Below are 14,343 nucleotides of genomic sequence, written 5' to 3'. Positions count from 1 at the left end.
AGAGGAAGTCGCCATCCCGGTGCTCAAGATCGATCCCGAGATCGAGCGGCGCCAGATCGAGCGGATCCAGGCCGTGCGCGCTCGGCGTGACCCGGCCGCGCACGCCCGGGCGATGGAAGCGCTCCGCGACGCCTGCATGAGCAGCAAGAACCTCGTGCCGTACGTGCTGGACGCGGTCCGGGCCTACGCCACGCTCGGCGAGATCAGCGACGTCTTCCGCGAGGCGTACGGCGTCTACCGAGAGCCGGCGGTCTTCTAGAGTGGAGACGAAGCAGTCCATGCGAAAGATCCGCGTGCTGGTCGGGAAAGCGGGCCTGGACGGCCACGACCGCGGGGCCAAGGTCGTCGCGAGCGCCATGCGCGACGCTGGCTTCGAGGTGATCTACACGGGCCTCCACCAGACTCCCGAGATGATCGTGCAGGCGGCCGTTCAGGAGGACGTGGACGCCGTGGCGCTCTCGATCCTCTCGGGCGCGCACATGACGCTCTTCCCGCGCGTCCATCAGCTGATGCGCGAGCGGGGGATCTCGGACGTGCTCCTGACCGGCGGCGGCATCATCTCGAAGGAAGACATGGCGGCGTTGAAGGCGCAGGGTGTCGGGGAGCTCTTCGGCCCAGGCACCTCGACCGGAGCGATCGTCGATTACATCAAGGATTGGGTGGCCAAGCGGCGCGGCGCCAAGGCCGGGGCCGCCGCCGCCGTGCGGACGCGATGAGGAAGGTGGTGAAGAGCGCGGCCGAGGCGCTGGAGCGCGCCGGGATCAAGGACGGCGCGACGATCGTGCTTGGGGGATTTGGACTGTGCGGCATTCCCGAGAACCTGATCCTCGGGCTCCGGGAGACCGGGGTGAAGGATTTGACCTGCGTCTCGAACAACGCGGGGGTCGACGACTGGGGCCTGGGCCTCCTCCTCAAGACCCGCCAGATCCGGAAGATGATCTCGAGCTACGTCGGCGAGAACCAGACGTTCGAGCGGCAATATCTCGACGGAGAGCTCGAGGTGGAGCTGGTGCCGCAGGGGACGCTGGCCGAACGGGTCCGGGCCGGGGGCGCCGGCATCGGCGGCTTCTACACCCCGACCGGGGTCGGCACGATGGTCGCGGAGGGGAAGGAGAGCCGCGTGATCCAGGGCCGCGAGTACGTGCTCGAGATGCCGATCCGCGGCGATTTCGCGTTCGTCAAGGCGTGGAAGGGCGACCAGGCGGGAAACCTCGTCTACCGGATGTCGGCGCGGAACTTTAATCCGATGGCCGCGACGGCGGGAGACGTGACGCTGGCCGAGGTGGAGCAGCTGGTTCCGCCGGGGAAGATCGATCCCGATCACGTCGTGACCCCGGGCATCTTCATCGATTGGATTTTTCAGGGGACCTATGGACCCAAGCGAATCGAAAAGAGAACGAATCGTCCGGCGAGCGGCGCTCGAGCTTAAGGACGGCTATTACGTGAATCTAGGGATCGGCATGCCGACCCTCGTGGCGAACTACATCCCAAAGGGGATGGACGTGATTCTCCAGTCGGAGAACGGCGTGCTGGGCGTGGGGCCGTATCCCGAGCCGGGAAAGGAAGACGGCGACCTGATCAACGCGGGGAAGGAGACGATCACCGTCCTCCCGGGTGCCGCGTTCTTCTCGAGCGCCGATTCGTTCGCGATGGTCCGCGGCGGCCACGTCGACCTGACGATCCTGGGCGCGCTCGAGGTGGACGAGGAGGGCAACCTCGCCAACTGGATGGTGCCCGGAAAGATGGTGAAGGGGATGGGCGGGGCCATGGACCTGGTGGCGGGGGCGAAGCGCGTGGTCGTGATGATGACCCACACCACCAAGGAAGGGGAGGCCAAGATTCTGCGGCGCTGCCGTCTGCCTCTCACGGGCCCCCGGGTGGTGGACCGGATCATCACCGACCAGGCGGTGATCGACGTGGAGGAAGGAACCCTGGTCCTGCGCGAGATCGCCCCGGGTGCGACGGTCGACGCGGTCGTCGCGGCGACCGAGGCCCGTCTGGTCCTCGATCCCCGCGGTATCGGCGTCATGCGGGCTCCGTGATCGTGACCGAATCGCCGCTTCGTCCCGGCTCGGTCGTCATCGCCTACATTCAGAATCCGCGTGAACGTTTCTGGGGGGTGTTACGCTCTCTCGACCCGACGGGTCTGGTCATCGAGGGTATCGATCTCAACTCCTTCGACGACTGGGTACGGCAGACGGCCGAAGGAGGCGAGGGTCTGAGTCTGTCGACCGTGTTCTTCCCGCTGCTCCGGATCGAGAAGCTCCTGCTCGACGACGACAACGGCTCGGTGCCGTCCCTGTCGAAGCAGTTCGAGCGGCGCGTGGGCCGGACCGTGCGCGAGTTCACCGGACGGGACTAGGAGCACCCTTCAGCGGTGGGTGCTCTCCCTATCGGGCTTGAGGGCGGTGCTGATGACCCGATCCCGGCCCGATTGCTTGGCCAGGTAGAGGGCCTGGTCGGCCTTTTCCAGAAACCCCTGAATCGTCCCGGGGTAGTCGGCGGGATAGGCCGCGATGCCGACGCTGATGGTCGCCCTCAGCACCCCGTCGCCGATGCGCACCTCGAGATTGCTGACGCGCGTGCGGATGCGCTCGGCGATGCGGGTCGCACCGTCCAGGTCGGTCTCGGGCAGGAGCACGCAGAACTCTTCGCCGCCGTAGCGACAGGGGATGTCGGCCGCGCGCATCGTCTCGCGTATCACCTCGCCTACCTTTTGAAGGTAGCGATCGCCCGCCAGGTGCCCCATGCGATCGTTGATCTCCTTGAAGGAATCCAGGTCGAGCATCAGAACGGTGAAGGTGCTCCCGTAGCGCCGGGCGCGCGCCTGCTCCTCCGACAGCTTGCGGAAGAAGAAATCCCGCAGGTAGAGTCGCGTGAGCTGGTCGACCGTGGCCATCTGGAAATTGCGCGCGTTCTCCAGCGCCACGGCCGCCTGCTGCGCGATGGTGGTGAACACCGACAGGTGATCGACGCTGTAGGCCCCCGGGCGCGGGCTCTCGACGCACAGGACGCCGATCGTCTCGCCGTTGAAGATCAAGGGGGTCGACATGATCGAGCGGATGCTCGTAGCGAGAATCACCGGGGCACACGGGATGGAGTCCCGGTCCACCAGGAGATCGTGCACCAGGAGCGGCCGCTTCGCCTCGACGACCCAGCTCGTGAACCCCTGCCCGAGCGCGCGTTCCGGGCGCGGCTGGACGACGCCGTCCCGGGCCGCGTACTCGACGTAGGACTCGTGCGGGATGCGGTGATACAGGGACAGGAACAGGTGGGGGGCATCGAGGATCCGCTGCACGTGCCGGCTCACCTGAGCGAAGACGACCTCAGGATCAAGACTCGTGCTGATCTCCCGCCCGATCGTGTTGAGGATGCGCAGCTCGCGCGAGCGATCCTGGAGCTGCTCGTTGGCTTCGCTCAGCTCGTTGCGAGCCTGGTTGAGTTTCTTCAGGAGCCCGCTGGCGAGCAGGATGGTGGCCGCCAACGGGACGAATCCCCAGATCCCGGCCGCGGCGTACAGGAGCGCCAGCCCCAGGGTGAGGGGCATCGTGAACACTTCGAGAGAGGGGAGGTAGCGCAGGTAGGTCGACAGATGCGGCCAGACCGGCTCACCCTTGAGAAGCATCGCCACCCCCATGATGGCGACGTTCGTCAGGTTGTACGCGACAAACAGCGCTGCCACGGCATAGACCGTACCCCAGCTGAGCCGGTGGAAGTCCCAGTTGCTCGCCAGGAGCACCGACAGGTACTGTCCGGCCAGCGCGGTCATCACCAGGCCGCCGGTGTTCAGGCTGAGGACCTGGAGGAACGGATTCTGCAGGCGCGACTCCCGGGCACGCAGGTGGCACCCGAGAACGGCCCCGCCGAACGCCACGATGAGCGGCAGGGGTTGAGGCAGCACGCACACCGCGGTCATCAGGTACGCCATGTCGAGGGAGATCGAAAGACTGGCGCGCGGGAAGATGGAGAAGCTGAAGTACCACGCGAACCCGATGAACATCGAGAAGACGAAGACCGGCAGGAGATCCTCGCGGATCCGTTCGTGCGCCAGCGCCACGTTCAAGGCGACGACCGCCGTCGCGCAGAGACCGAGCGCGTAGGCGTACACCCGGAACCGGCGCGCCTTGCGCGCGTCCTCCTTCATCCGGCTCAGCTCGTCGACCACCGCCAGTGTTCCCGCGACCGACACACGTCCCCCTGAGTCCCTGAAAGAACAAATTTAGGTGTCGCGTGCCGTGGTTGCAAGGAAGCGTGTGGCGGGTGCCAGTCGGGAGATTGACAGCCCCCCCGGGCAATCCCTAAACTGCAGTCGTTCCACTCGATCCGCATCAAGACAGCCCAGGGCGGCCCGGAAGCGCGAGGTTTCGGGGCCGTGAAGGGCGTGCGCTGGAAGGCAGGAGACGCGATGACCGGCCCGGGACCCGGTTCGTGACGGCGCGACAAGGGGACACCCTGACCCTCACCCTGCCCGCGGACCCGGACCTGGTTCTCCTGACCCGCCTGGTCAGCGACCACTTCTTTCGTCAGAACGGTCTGACCGCGGCCGCGGCCCGCCGGGGAGCCCGTGTCGTGGAGAGACGCTGCCGTCCGCTCCTGATCGCGGCGGCCCGGAAGGAGCGCGGGGGGCGCACGGCGTTCGTCATTCTCCTGCGGCCGCGCCCCGCCACTCTGGAAGTGTTCGGAAGAGCGCGCGGGGAATCGGAGATCTGTCTGATCCGTCTGACCCGGCCGGACCCCGCCTAGGAGCGTGTCCGCGTGGCGCCTCCTGCCTCCGGAATCGTCCTGGTGCTCGGCGCCGGCGGAGCCCGCGGCGTGGCCCATGCCGCCGTTCTGAGGCGATTGCGTGCCGCGAACGTGCCGATCGAGGCCATCGTCGGCTGCAGCGTCGGCGCCATCGTCGCCGCGATGCACGCGGCCGTGGGGATGCATCCGGACGAGATGCTCGAGGCGTCGCGCCGGCTCGACGCCTCGTCGCTCTTCGCGTTCGCCCTGTCGCGCTGGCGTGTGCCCTGGCTGTCCCGCGCCGCATCCGCACGGGCCGGGGCGATCCCCGGCTACCTCGATCGACTGGAGCGCGCCTCGTTCGAGCGGCTGCACCATGGGGTGAGGCGCCTGGGCATCCTGACCTTCGACCTCAGATCCCGGGAGGAGGTTTTCGTGGTGGGCGGACCGGGACTCCCCGCCAGCATCGGCATCTCCGATGCGGTCAAGGCTTCCGCGGCGATCCCGCTCCTGTTTCCGCCGCTCGTATCCCGCTCCGGCGGAAGGACGCGGTTCCTGGCTGACGCGGGCTGGTTCACCGCCGTGCCGGTCGAGCGCGCCTTCGCCCCGCCGCTCTGCGCCCGCCGTGTGATCGCTGTCGATCTGTCGCTCGTCGTCTGCCTGCGCCAGGCCCGCCGGGACTACTGGCGTTCCCTCGAGACGGCGTGCGGTGAGCGTCTCCTGGTGCTCCGCCCCGACGTGCGCGGCCGCGGAACGATGATCTCCTGGCCGGATGACCCCGCCCGGCTCATCGACGCCGGGGAGGCCGCGGTCGAGCGCGCGCTCGGGACGATCCGCTCCTGGCTGGGGGCGGAGCCCGCGCTGCGGGCCGGTTTGCTTGACTGAAGCGGGGGGGCTTGTTAGGATTCGCTTCCTTTCACGGAGCCTCCCATGAATGCGCTCGGAGTCATCGGCGGCAGCGGTCTGTACCGGATGGCCGGCCTGCAGGACAGGCAGGAGAAGACGATCACCACGCCCTTTGGCGACCCGAGCGGTGCCTACGTCCTGGGAACTCTCGGCGGACGGGACGTCGCCTTCCTGTCGCGCCACGGCGCCGGGCACAGGATGCTCCCCTCCGAGATCAATTTCCGTGCGAACATCTACGGTTTCAAATCGCTGGGGATCGAGCGCATCGTGTCCATCAGCGCGGTCGGCAGCCTGCGTGAGGAGATGCACCCGCTGGACGTGGTCGTGCCGGACCAGTTCATCGACATGACGCGGCACCGTCCTTCGACCTTCTTCGGCGCGGGTCTGGTGGCGCACGTCTCGCTCGCCGACCCGGTGTGCCCCGACCTGGGTGGGCTGCTCTTCGAGACGGCGGGGGCGTGCGGCGCGCGCGTCCACCGGGGCGGCGCCTACCTGTGCATCGAGGGGCCGCAGTTCTCCACGCGCGCCGAATCGCACCTGTTCCGCTCGTTCAAGGCCGACGTCATCGGCATGACAAACGCGCAGGAGGTGAAGCTGGCTCGCGAGGCGGAGATCTGCTACGCGACGCTCGCCATGGTGACCGACTACGACTGCTGGCGCCCCGAGGAGACCCCCGTCACGGTGGAGGAGGTGGTCGCCCGTCTCAACGACAACGCCGCGATGGCGCAGGCGATCCTGGCGCGGCTGGCCGGCCGCCTGACGGCCGACCGGACCTGTCCCTGCGCCTCCGCCCTCAAGAACGCCATCCTGACCGAGAGAAGTCGCATCCCCCGCGAGACCCGCGAACGGCTCGGTCTTCTGGTCGGAAAGTACCTGGAGTGAACGTGCCGCTCCTGGTGATCGGATCCGTGGCGTTCGACTCCGTGAAGACTCCATACGGGGCGGCCGACGAGGTTCTGGGCGGGTCCGCGACCTACTGCGCCGTCGCGGCGTCCTACTTCACCGACGTGCGCATGGTGGCCGTCGTCGGAACGGACTTCGGCGAGGCCCCGATGGGGCTCCTGCGCTCCCGCCGCATCGACGTGTCCGGCATCGAGGTCCTGGAAGGCCGGACATTCCGGTGGTCCGGCGAGTACTCCGACGACTTGAACGAGCGCACGACTCTCTCCACCCACCTCAATGTCTTCGAGTCCTTTCAGCCCCGGCTGCGCCCCGAGGACGCGGATGTGCCGAACCTGTTCCTGGGGAACATCGACCCGGATCTCCAGTCGCAGGTCCTGCGCCGGACGCGGCCGCGCCTGAGCGCGTGCGACACGATGAATTTCTGGATCGAAGGAAAGAACGAGGCCCTGAAGCGTCTTCTGGTGGAAGTGGACGGACTCATCATCAACGACTCGGAGGCGCGTCTTCTCGCGGGAGAGCTGAACACCGTCGTGGCGGCCCGTCGCCTCCTGTCGCTCGGCCTGCGCTTTCTCGTGATCAAGAGGGGAGAGTACGGCGCTGCGCTCTTCTCGGAGGGGCGCTACTTCGCGGTCCCTGCGTACCCGGTCGAGAGGCCGGTCGACCCCACCGGGGCCGGGGACAGCTTCGCGGGCGGGTTCATGGGGCACCTGGCGAGAAGCGGCGAGACCGGCGGTCGCGGATTGCGCGAGGCGATGATCTACGGCAGCGTCCTCGCGTCTTTCTGCGTCGAGGATTTCAGCCTCCGGCGTCTGGGCGCCCTGACGACTGCGGAAATCGACGGCCGGGCCGGGGAGCTGCGCGATTTCCTCAGCGTCGACGGGCCGTCCAGCGGCCGTCGATGATCCTCGGCCCTCACAGCGCCCACCGGGACTGGCCGGGCGGCCTGATCGCCCTCCCGGCCCTGCTGGCGCCGCTCGTGGTGCTCCTGGCCCGGGCCGGCCAGCGACCGCCCCTTCTGCCGATCCTCGCCACCGCGGCGGTCTATCCCGTGATGGCGGCTCTGCTCCTGCGCGGGCGGCGCGGCGCCGCGGCGCTGGCCGCGCTGCTCTGGGCCGCCGGGCTGTCCGCTTCCGTGATCGCCTTCACCCGCCGTGACCCCGCCTCCATGGAGCGCGTGGTCCTCAATGGCCCCGCCTACCGAGAGGAGATGTTCGCGTATATCAAGAGCGGCATCGGGCGCGAGACCGATCCCGCTCGATTCGTGCCGGAACACCTCCTGCACCTTCTGGCCTTCAGCCTGCTGTCGGCCGGCTCCGGTGGTCTGCTGGGGATAGCGCTCGGTGCCATTCTGGTCGGCTACATGTCCTTCTACGTCGGCTCGCTGGCCGCGGTCGGCGGCGCCCCGGGAACCGCGCTGCTGCTCGGCTGGCCGCCCTGGGCGGTCCTGCGTGTGGCCGCCTTCGTCCTCATCGGTCTCTGCCTGGCGGAACCGCTGCTGTTCGCCGCCGGTCGCAGGCTCGGCCGCCCTCCCGTCCCCCCGGCCTGCTCGCGGCGCGCCTGGTACCTCGTCGCCGGGGTGCTGCTCCTGTCCGACGTCGTCCTCAAGTCCGTCTTCGCCACCGCCTGGGCCGGCATCCTCCGTCCCTGCCTCGTTCCCTGACTCGGACACACTCCCAGGGCTCCGTTCTTGACAGCGCGCGCGGCCGGCCGCTACGATCCCTGGACCGCGGGAATACCGACTGGAGCGGATACGTGTCGATGCGCATTGTCGAAGGGAACCTGGACGGGAAGGGGCTCCGGATCGCCCTGGTGATGAGCCGGTTCAACGACTTCATCTCGGAGCGCCTCCTGGAAGGGGCGCTCGATTGTCTGCGCCGGCACGGTGTCGGGGACAAGGACATGACGGTGGTGCGCGTCCCGGGCGCCTTCGAGATTCCCGTGGCCGCGCGCCGCCTTGCGCTGTCGCGCAAATTCGACGCCGTGATCTGCCTCGGGTCTGTCATCCGGGGTGAGACCTCGCATTACGAGCAGGTCTGCGCCGAGGTGGCGCGCGGCGTCGCCTCTGTGGCGCTCGAGGCCGGGCTTCCTGTAACGTTCGGAGTCCTGACCACGGAGAGCCTGCACCAGGCCATCGAGCGGGCCGGGGCCAAGGGGGGCAACAAGGGCTGGGATGCCGCCCTGGCGGCCATCGAGATGGTCTCCCTGTTCCGCAGCCTGGAGTAGGAGCCTAGCCATGGGGAGCCGGCGGAAGGCGAGGGAGTTCGCGCTGCAGATGCTCTACCAGGCCGAGGCCTCGGGAACCCCGATGGCCGAGGTCGCGGCCTCGTTCTGGGAGGGCCGCGACGCCGTCGCGGAGGTGCGCGCCTTCGCCGACAGGCTGGCCGGCGGCACCCTCTCCTCCCTGGAGGAGATCGATGCGATCCTGACCGAGAACCTGGAGAACTGGCGTCTGGAGCGTCTGGCGATCGTCGACCGGAACATCCTGAGACTGGCCGTGTACGAGTTCCTCCACGAGACGGAAACGCCTCCCATCGTCGTGATCGACGAGGCGATCGAGGTCGCTCGGCGCTTCGGCGGAGAGGATTCCTCCCAGTTCGCCAACGGAATCCTCGATGCCGTGCGCAAGAAGCTCGAGGCCGCCGGCGCCCTGCACGGGTAGGGTCCCGCCACCCCGGCCGGTTACATTCCTGTCATCCAGGCTTCGCGGGTGGCCGTATTTTTAATCCGGCCTAGATTTTACCCCGTACTGCGTCCACGACCCGACCGCGGCCCGCGCGCCGCCGTCGAAATGACAGTCGTGGTGCGCGGCGCGGAGGCTACAGATCCTGACGACGCATCACGTCCAACACCCGGTGCGCTCCCTCCGGAGCGCCTTCCATGTCTGACGAGCGGTCCGGCCGTCCGGAGAGGGAGCGCAGCCTGCGCGAGTTCGTCGCCGAGGCGGACGAGATCCTCGAGGCGCTCTCCGATGCCGTACGCGATCTGGAGGCCGTCTTCGAGGCGGGGCGACCGCATCTCGATCTGATCAACACCCTGTTCCGGGGCGCTCATACGCTCAAGGGCTTCGCGGGGCTCCTGGGCTTTCCGGAGATCGCGTCGCTCACCCATGCGCTCGAAGATCTCCTGACACGTCTGCGCCTGGGCGGATCACTCGACGGTGCCATCCTCGACCTTCTGCACGACACGCTCGACTCGCTGCTCGGTGCCGTGCGCGACCTGCGCTCCGGATCCGCGGCGTTTTCCGGGCTGGGTCCGCTGACCGACCGTCTGGCGCGCGCCGCCGCCGCAATCATCATCCCGCAGGACGATCGTCCGGGGACGACCGGCCTGCCGGAGAGGATCCGCGCCTCCCTGACCGAATACGAGGAGAGACGCCTCCGACAGTGCCTGTCGCAGGGATTCCACCTGGCGCTGGTGCGCGTTCGCCCCGACCCGCAGAGCCTGGAGGAGGATCTCCAGAACGTCGCGCGGCGCGTGGGCGAAGTGGGCGAGCTCATCAGCACGCTGCCGGTCGTCGGGGAACGGGACGAGAGGATCGCCTTCGATCTCCTCGTGGCCAGCCCGAGACTTCTCTCGGACGATGACCTGCCGCGGACCATCGTGGAGGATCGCCGCGTCGTCTCCGGTCCGTCGTCCGCCGCGACGGGAGAGGCCGCGTCGCCGGACGGATCCGCTCCGGGGACGGAGGCCGCCGCGGATCGGCGTGGAGCGACCCAGTCGCTCCGGGTCCCGGTGGCGCGTCTGGACGGGGTCCTGTCACAGGTCGACGCACTGTCGATCGCCCTCGCCTCCCTGGAGCGCGAGATCGCCGCCGTGCGCGAGGCGCATCCCGACGACCACAGCACGCGCCAGATGGGACCGCTGTTGCGGATCGTTCTGGCCCGGCTGCGCGCGCTGCAACGCGGCGCCATCGAGGCCCGCCTCGTCCCGCTCGATCAGGAGTTCCGCAAGGTCGGCCGCGCCGTGGCGCGGGCCGCACGGGCGTCGGGGAAAGAGATCGACCTCCACACACTCGGGGCCGACACGGAGATCGACAAGTCGGTGATGGATGGCCTCGCCACGCCCCTGATGCATCTCGTGGTCAACGCCATCGATCATGGGATCGAATCTCCGGAGGAACGCGAGCGTCGACGGAAGCCCCGACGCGGGCAACTCGTCCTGAGCGCCTTCCGGCGCGGCCCGTCCGTGGTCATCGACGTCATCGATGACGGGCGTGGCATCGCGATCCGGGAGATCGAGGCCGCCGCCGCGGCCCGGGGCTTGTGGCCCGCGGATCGCGAGATGAGCCGGGAGGAGGCGCACGAGATGATCTTCCGTCCCGCGTTCAGCACCGCCAGCCACGTCAGCACGGTGTCCGGTCGCGGCGTCGGCATGGACGTGGTCCGCCGGGCGATCAGAGCGCTCAAGGGCTCGATCGTCGTGCGATCGGCCGAAGGACGCGGGACGACGTTCACGGTCATGGTGCCGATCAGTCTGTCCCTGGTGCCCGCGATCATCGTGCGCTCGGGTGATCAACGCTTCGCCATCCCGATCGCCTCGATCCGCGAAAACCTGCGGCTGGATGGCACACGTGTGCGTGAGTCGGAGGGAGGTCTCCTGTACGAGCGGCAGGACGGACAGCTGCCCCTCCTGCGGCTGGACCGCCTCCTGTCCGGCGCCGGGGGAGGTGCGACCGACCGCGCGACGCTCGGGCGGTACGCAATCGTCGCCGGCGGCGAAGGGCGGAAGTTTGGAATCGTCGTCGACGGTCTCGTCCGCCGCCAGGAGGTGGTGGTCAAGCCGATCGGTCGCTTCCTCGGGGACCTGCCGGGAGTCGCCGGGGCCGCGGACCTCGGGGACGCGACCGCCGTTCTCGTCCTCGACCCCGAGACGCTCATGTCCGGAGACCAGAATGCCGACGTCGACGCCTGATGGCGATGCGGCCGTCCCCGGCGATGGCGCCCGCGATCACGTGCTGCTGTTCACGATCGAAGGGCGCGAGTTCGCCGTGCGGGTCGATACGGTCATCGAAATCATGCGTCATCGTGCACCGACACGGGTGCCCGGGACCGCTCCGGCGGTGGAGGGAATCATCCCGGTGCGAGGACAGATGGTGACCCTTCTCGATCTGCGCCGGTGCCTCGCCCTCCCGCCGCGCCCGTCCGGAGAGGCGGCGCAGGTCATCGTCGTCCGGTCGGCCGACGATCGGCTCGGGCTGGTGGTGGACCGGGTGTCGGGGGTCGCGCCCCGTTCGAATCAGGTCGCCCCCCTGGACATCGCCGCGCTCCTGCGGGGGATGTCATGATCGTCGTCTGCCCCGGCTGCGCGCGGAACTACCGGATCCCCGACGGCGGGACCGCACCCCGCCGTGTCCGCTGCGGGGGCTGCAACCGCGTCTTCGCGACGGAGGAGAACATCCACGCCGGCGGTCCGGGCCCCCCGGCCCAGGCCTCCCCGGCAGCCGCGCGCCCCCAGCAGACCGCCGGCCGGGCGGGACGCACCTCACCGCTCGTCCTGGTGGGGGACGAGGCTCGCGAGTTCCGTGACCTGGTGCGACGGACCCTGGAGTCCCTGGGGTGCCGCGTGGAGGTCACCGGTGACGGTGAGGCGGCCTTCCGCTTCGCGGTGGCGCACCATCCCGATCTCATGGTGCTCAACGTGTACATGACGCGACTCCTGGGCGTGGCCGTCTGCGAGGGTGTGAAGGGAAGCCCGGACCTCAAGAGAACACGTGTGGCCCTGGTGGGGTCGGTGTTCAAGTCGGACCGGTTCGTGCGGCACCCGGGGAATCTCTACGGAGCCGACGACTACTTCGAGGACGTGATCCCCGCGGCCCAGCTGCGGGCGCGTCTCGCGACTCTCCTGGGCGTCGCTGCCGCGCCGGCCGCCGCGGGGAGGCGTGCCGGTGCGACGGAGGGTTCCGGCCCCTCCCCCCTGGGAACCCCCTCCACGACAGAGGTTGGGGTGCTCTCGGCCAACGGGGCGGACGAACCGATCGATCCGCGCTCGGAGATCCACCGTCTGGCGCGGATCATGGTCTCCGATCTCAAGATCTACCATCCCCAGGAATTCAGACGCGCCGTCCAAGAGCGGCGCTTCTCGGAAGCGTTCCGCGAAGAAATGATCCAGGCCAAGGACCTCATCGGCCGGCGCTTCCCCGGCATGCCCGACAGGATGGCGGTCCTGGCCGAGGCGTTGAAGGAGCAGATCACCCTGGAGCGCGCCGCGGTCTCCCGCCCGTCCGCCGAATCGTCCTCGTGAGCGCGCCGCAGGACGTGGGGGATGCCCGCCCGGCGGATCTGATCGTCATCGGCTGCTCCGCCGGCGGTCCGCCGGCCCTCCTCGAAATCCTGCCGCGCCTGCCGCGCGGCACCACCACAGCCATCCTCGTGGCGCAGCACATGCCGGGACGCTTCACCACCCTGTTCGCGGAGCGTCTCGCCCGGCTCTGCCCCCTGCCGGTGTCCGAGCCGAAGGACGGGGACCGCCTCCTGCCGGGCACGATCTGCATCGCCGCCGGCGGACGACAGACCACGCTCGACCGCCTTCCCCCCGGAATCGTCTTCCACGTCAGGCCGCGGGGGCCGGCGGAGCGCTACGCCCCCTCCGCGGACCTCCTGATGGTCTCGGCGGCGGAGCTGTTCGGCCCGCGCTCCCTGGGCATCCTCATGACCGGAATGGGGGGGGATGGTGTCGAGGGGCTGCGCGCCATCAAGGATCGGCGCGGGCGGACCATCGCGGAGTCGGAGGAGACCGCCGCCGTGTTCGGCATGCCGCGCGAGGCGATAAGGGCCGGTCTCGCGGACCTGGTCCTGCCACGCTCGGAGATCGCTCTGGAGATGGCCCGCCGCTGCCGGCGCTGACGCCCCCCGCCCGGTGCGGGCTCGTCGCCATTTCACTGTCAACGAAGCGGTTACAGGATTGCACCGGCTTCGCGCGGGACCTATATTCGCGGAGATGAACCGGAGCCGGGAAGGGAGCCCCCGGGGCGGGGAGCGCGACGACCTCTCGGCGCGCGGCGAAGAACTGCGCAACATGTTCAGCCGGGCCCGCGCCTTCACCGAGGAGTTGCTGCGGGAGAACGAGCGTCTGAGATTTCGGGTCGCCGGTCTCGAGCGCGAGCTCGATCAGCCGGGCGGCAAGACCTCCTCCTCTCCATCCGAGTCGGTGAAGGAGCTCACCGAGCGCCTGCACACTCTGGAGAAGGAACGGGACGATCTCCTGGCCCGTTTCCGGCAGGTCGAGGCGATGAACCGCAGCGTGGCGGCACGCTATGAGGAGATCGAAGCGCAGAACAACCACCTGGCGAACCTGTACGTCGCCTCGTACCAGCTGCACGCCACCCTGAACTTCGCCGAGGTCCTCGACACGGTCCGGGAGATCCTGATCAACCTCATCGGCGCAGAAGGGTTCGCGATCTTCTGGGTGGACGAGAGGGGTGGACGTCTGCGCCGCGAGCTCAGCCAGGGGATGGGCACGAGCGTCCCCGAGAAGGTGCGGCCCGAGGATGGACCCCTCAAGGACGCCTTCCAGGGTCAGTCGTACTACGCCGATCCCCTCCCGGAACGGGCCGGCGTGGACATCGCGCACCCGATCGCCTGCATTCCGCTGAAAATCGGCACGCGCGTCATCGGGCTGGTGGCGCTCTACCGCCTTCTGCAGCAGAAGGACCGCTTCGAGCCGCTGGACTTCGAGCTGTTCACCCTCCTGGCGGGGCACGCCGCGACGGCCCTGTTCAGCTCCAAGCTCTACCAGAGGTCGGAGAAGAAGCTGTCCGAGCTGCAGGGATTCCTCGACCTGCTCACGGCCCCCTCCCCACAGGGGACCTGACAC

The 14,343-nt window shown here is 68.8% G+C and carries 18 protein-coding genes; 17 read left to right on the top strand and 1 reads right to left on the bottom strand.

Going from position 1 to position 14,343, the window contains the following annotated elements:
* The 5 genes from VEW47_14570 to VEW47_14550 all read left to right on the top strand — a co-directional run.
* A partial coding sequence (locus tag VEW47_14570) for a methylmalonyl-CoA mutase family protein (GenBank protein HYS06406.1) occupies window positions 1-259 on the top strand: 259 nt, incomplete at its 5' end.
* A gap of 19 nt (window positions 260-278) precedes the next feature.
* Window positions 279-716, top strand: a complete 438-nt coding sequence (locus VEW47_14565) for a cobalamin B12-binding domain-containing protein (GenBank protein HYS06405.1) — start codon at window positions 279-281, stop codon at window positions 714-716.
* On the top strand, window positions 713-1,429 hold the full coding sequence (locus tag VEW47_14560) for a CoA transferase subunit A (GenBank protein HYS06404.1): 717 nt from the start codon (window positions 713-715) through the stop codon (window positions 1,427-1,429). The genes VEW47_14565 and VEW47_14560 overlap by 4 nt, the downstream gene beginning before the upstream one ends.
* Window positions 1,371-2,042, top strand: a complete 672-nt coding sequence (locus tag VEW47_14555; GenBank protein HYS06403.1) for a CoA transferase subunit B — start codon at window positions 1,371-1,373, stop codon at window positions 2,040-2,042. The genes VEW47_14560 and VEW47_14555 overlap by 59 nt, the downstream gene beginning before the upstream one ends.
* A complete protein-coding gene (locus VEW47_14550) occupies window positions 2,039-2,362 on the top strand; it encodes a hypothetical protein (protein HYS06402.1) in 324 nt (107 codons plus the stop codon). Before VEW47_14555 ends, VEW47_14550 begins: the two co-directional genes overlap by 4 nt.
* A gap of 9 nt (window positions 2,363-2,371) precedes the next feature.
* Here VEW47_14550 and VEW47_14545 read toward each other — a convergent pair whose 3' ends face one another.
* The gene (locus tag VEW47_14545; GenBank protein HYS06401.1) at window positions 2,372-4,189 is read right to left on the bottom strand and encodes a sensor domain-containing diguanylate cyclase; all 1,818 of its coding nucleotides are present in this window, start codon (window positions 4,187-4,189) and stop codon (window positions 2,372-2,374) included.
* Between the two features lie 239 nt (window positions 4,190-4,428).
* Here VEW47_14545 and VEW47_14540 point away from each other — a divergent pair, with 239 nt between their 5' ends.
* From VEW47_14540 to VEW47_14485, 12 genes are all read left to right on the top strand, one after another.
* Window positions 4,429-4,743, top strand: coding sequence for a hypothetical protein (locus VEW47_14540; GenBank protein HYS06400.1), 315 nt, complete (start codon window positions 4,429-4,431; stop codon window positions 4,741-4,743).
* A gap of 12 nt (window positions 4,744-4,755) precedes the next feature.
* Entirely contained in the window at window positions 4,756-5,607 is an 852-nt protein-coding gene (locus tag VEW47_14535) for a patatin-like phospholipase family protein (GenBank protein ID HYS06399.1), read from the top strand.
* A 45-nt stretch (window positions 5,608-5,652) separates the two neighbouring features.
* The gene (gene mtnP, locus VEW47_14530) at window positions 5,653-6,510 is read left to right on the top strand and encodes an S-methyl-5'-thioadenosine phosphorylase (protein ID HYS06398.1); all 858 of its coding nucleotides are present in this window, start codon (window positions 5,653-5,655) and stop codon (window positions 6,508-6,510) included.
* Window positions 6,511-6,512: 2 nt separating this feature from the next.
* Entirely contained in the window at window positions 6,513-7,433 is a 921-nt protein-coding gene (locus tag VEW47_14525; GenBank protein ID HYS06397.1) for a PfkB family carbohydrate kinase, read from the top strand.
* Window positions 7,430-8,191: a hypothetical protein gene (locus tag VEW47_14520; protein ID HYS06396.1), complete on the top strand. Its 762-nt coding sequence runs from the start codon at window positions 7,430-7,432 to the stop codon at window positions 8,189-8,191. Before VEW47_14525 ends, VEW47_14520 begins: the two co-directional genes overlap by 4 nt.
* Window positions 8,192-8,289: 98 nt before the next feature.
* Window positions 8,290-8,754, top strand: a complete 465-nt coding sequence (ribE, locus tag VEW47_14515; protein HYS06395.1) for a 6,7-dimethyl-8-ribityllumazine synthase — start codon at window positions 8,290-8,292, stop codon at window positions 8,752-8,754.
* A 10-nt stretch (window positions 8,755-8,764) separates the two neighbouring features.
* Entirely contained in the window at window positions 8,765-9,190 is a 426-nt protein-coding gene (gene nusB, locus VEW47_14510; GenBank protein HYS06394.1) for a transcription antitermination factor NusB, read from the top strand.
* A 218-nt stretch (window positions 9,191-9,408) separates the two neighbouring features.
* On the top strand, window positions 9,409-11,442 hold the full coding sequence (locus VEW47_14505; GenBank protein ID HYS06393.1) for a chemotaxis protein CheW: 2,034 nt from the start codon (window positions 9,409-9,411) through the stop codon (window positions 11,440-11,442).
* Window positions 11,423-11,815 (top strand): chemotaxis protein CheW, encoded by a 393-nt coding sequence (locus VEW47_14500; GenBank protein HYS06392.1) that lies wholly within the window; start codon window positions 11,423-11,425, stop codon window positions 11,813-11,815. Before VEW47_14505 ends, VEW47_14500 begins: the two co-directional genes overlap by 20 nt.
* The gene (locus VEW47_14495) at window positions 11,812-12,771 is read left to right on the top strand and encodes a response regulator (protein ID HYS06391.1); all 960 of its coding nucleotides are present in this window, start codon (window positions 11,812-11,814) and stop codon (window positions 12,769-12,771) included. Before VEW47_14500 ends, VEW47_14495 begins: the two co-directional genes overlap by 4 nt.
* Entirely contained in the window at window positions 12,768-13,373 is a 606-nt protein-coding gene (locus VEW47_14490) for a CheB methylesterase domain-containing protein (protein ID HYS06390.1), read from the top strand. The genes VEW47_14495 and VEW47_14490 overlap by 4 nt, the downstream gene beginning before the upstream one ends.
* A gap of 94 nt (window positions 13,374-13,467) precedes the next feature.
* Complete coding sequence (locus VEW47_14485) at window positions 13,468-14,340, top strand: GAF domain-containing protein (GenBank protein HYS06389.1); 873 nt, start codon at window positions 13,468-13,470, stop codon at window positions 14,338-14,340.
* Window positions 14,341-14,343: the final 3 nt, after the last annotated feature.

It is taken from the genome of Candidatus Dormiibacterota bacterium, assembly GCA_035635555.1.
Taxonomy (GTDB): domain Bacteria; phylum Acidobacteriota; class Polarisedimenticolia; order Gp22-AA2; family Gp22-AA2; genus Gp22-AA3.
The sequence above is the reverse complement of the archived record's forward strand: the minus strand, read 5'-3'. Positions and strand labels throughout refer to the sequence as shown.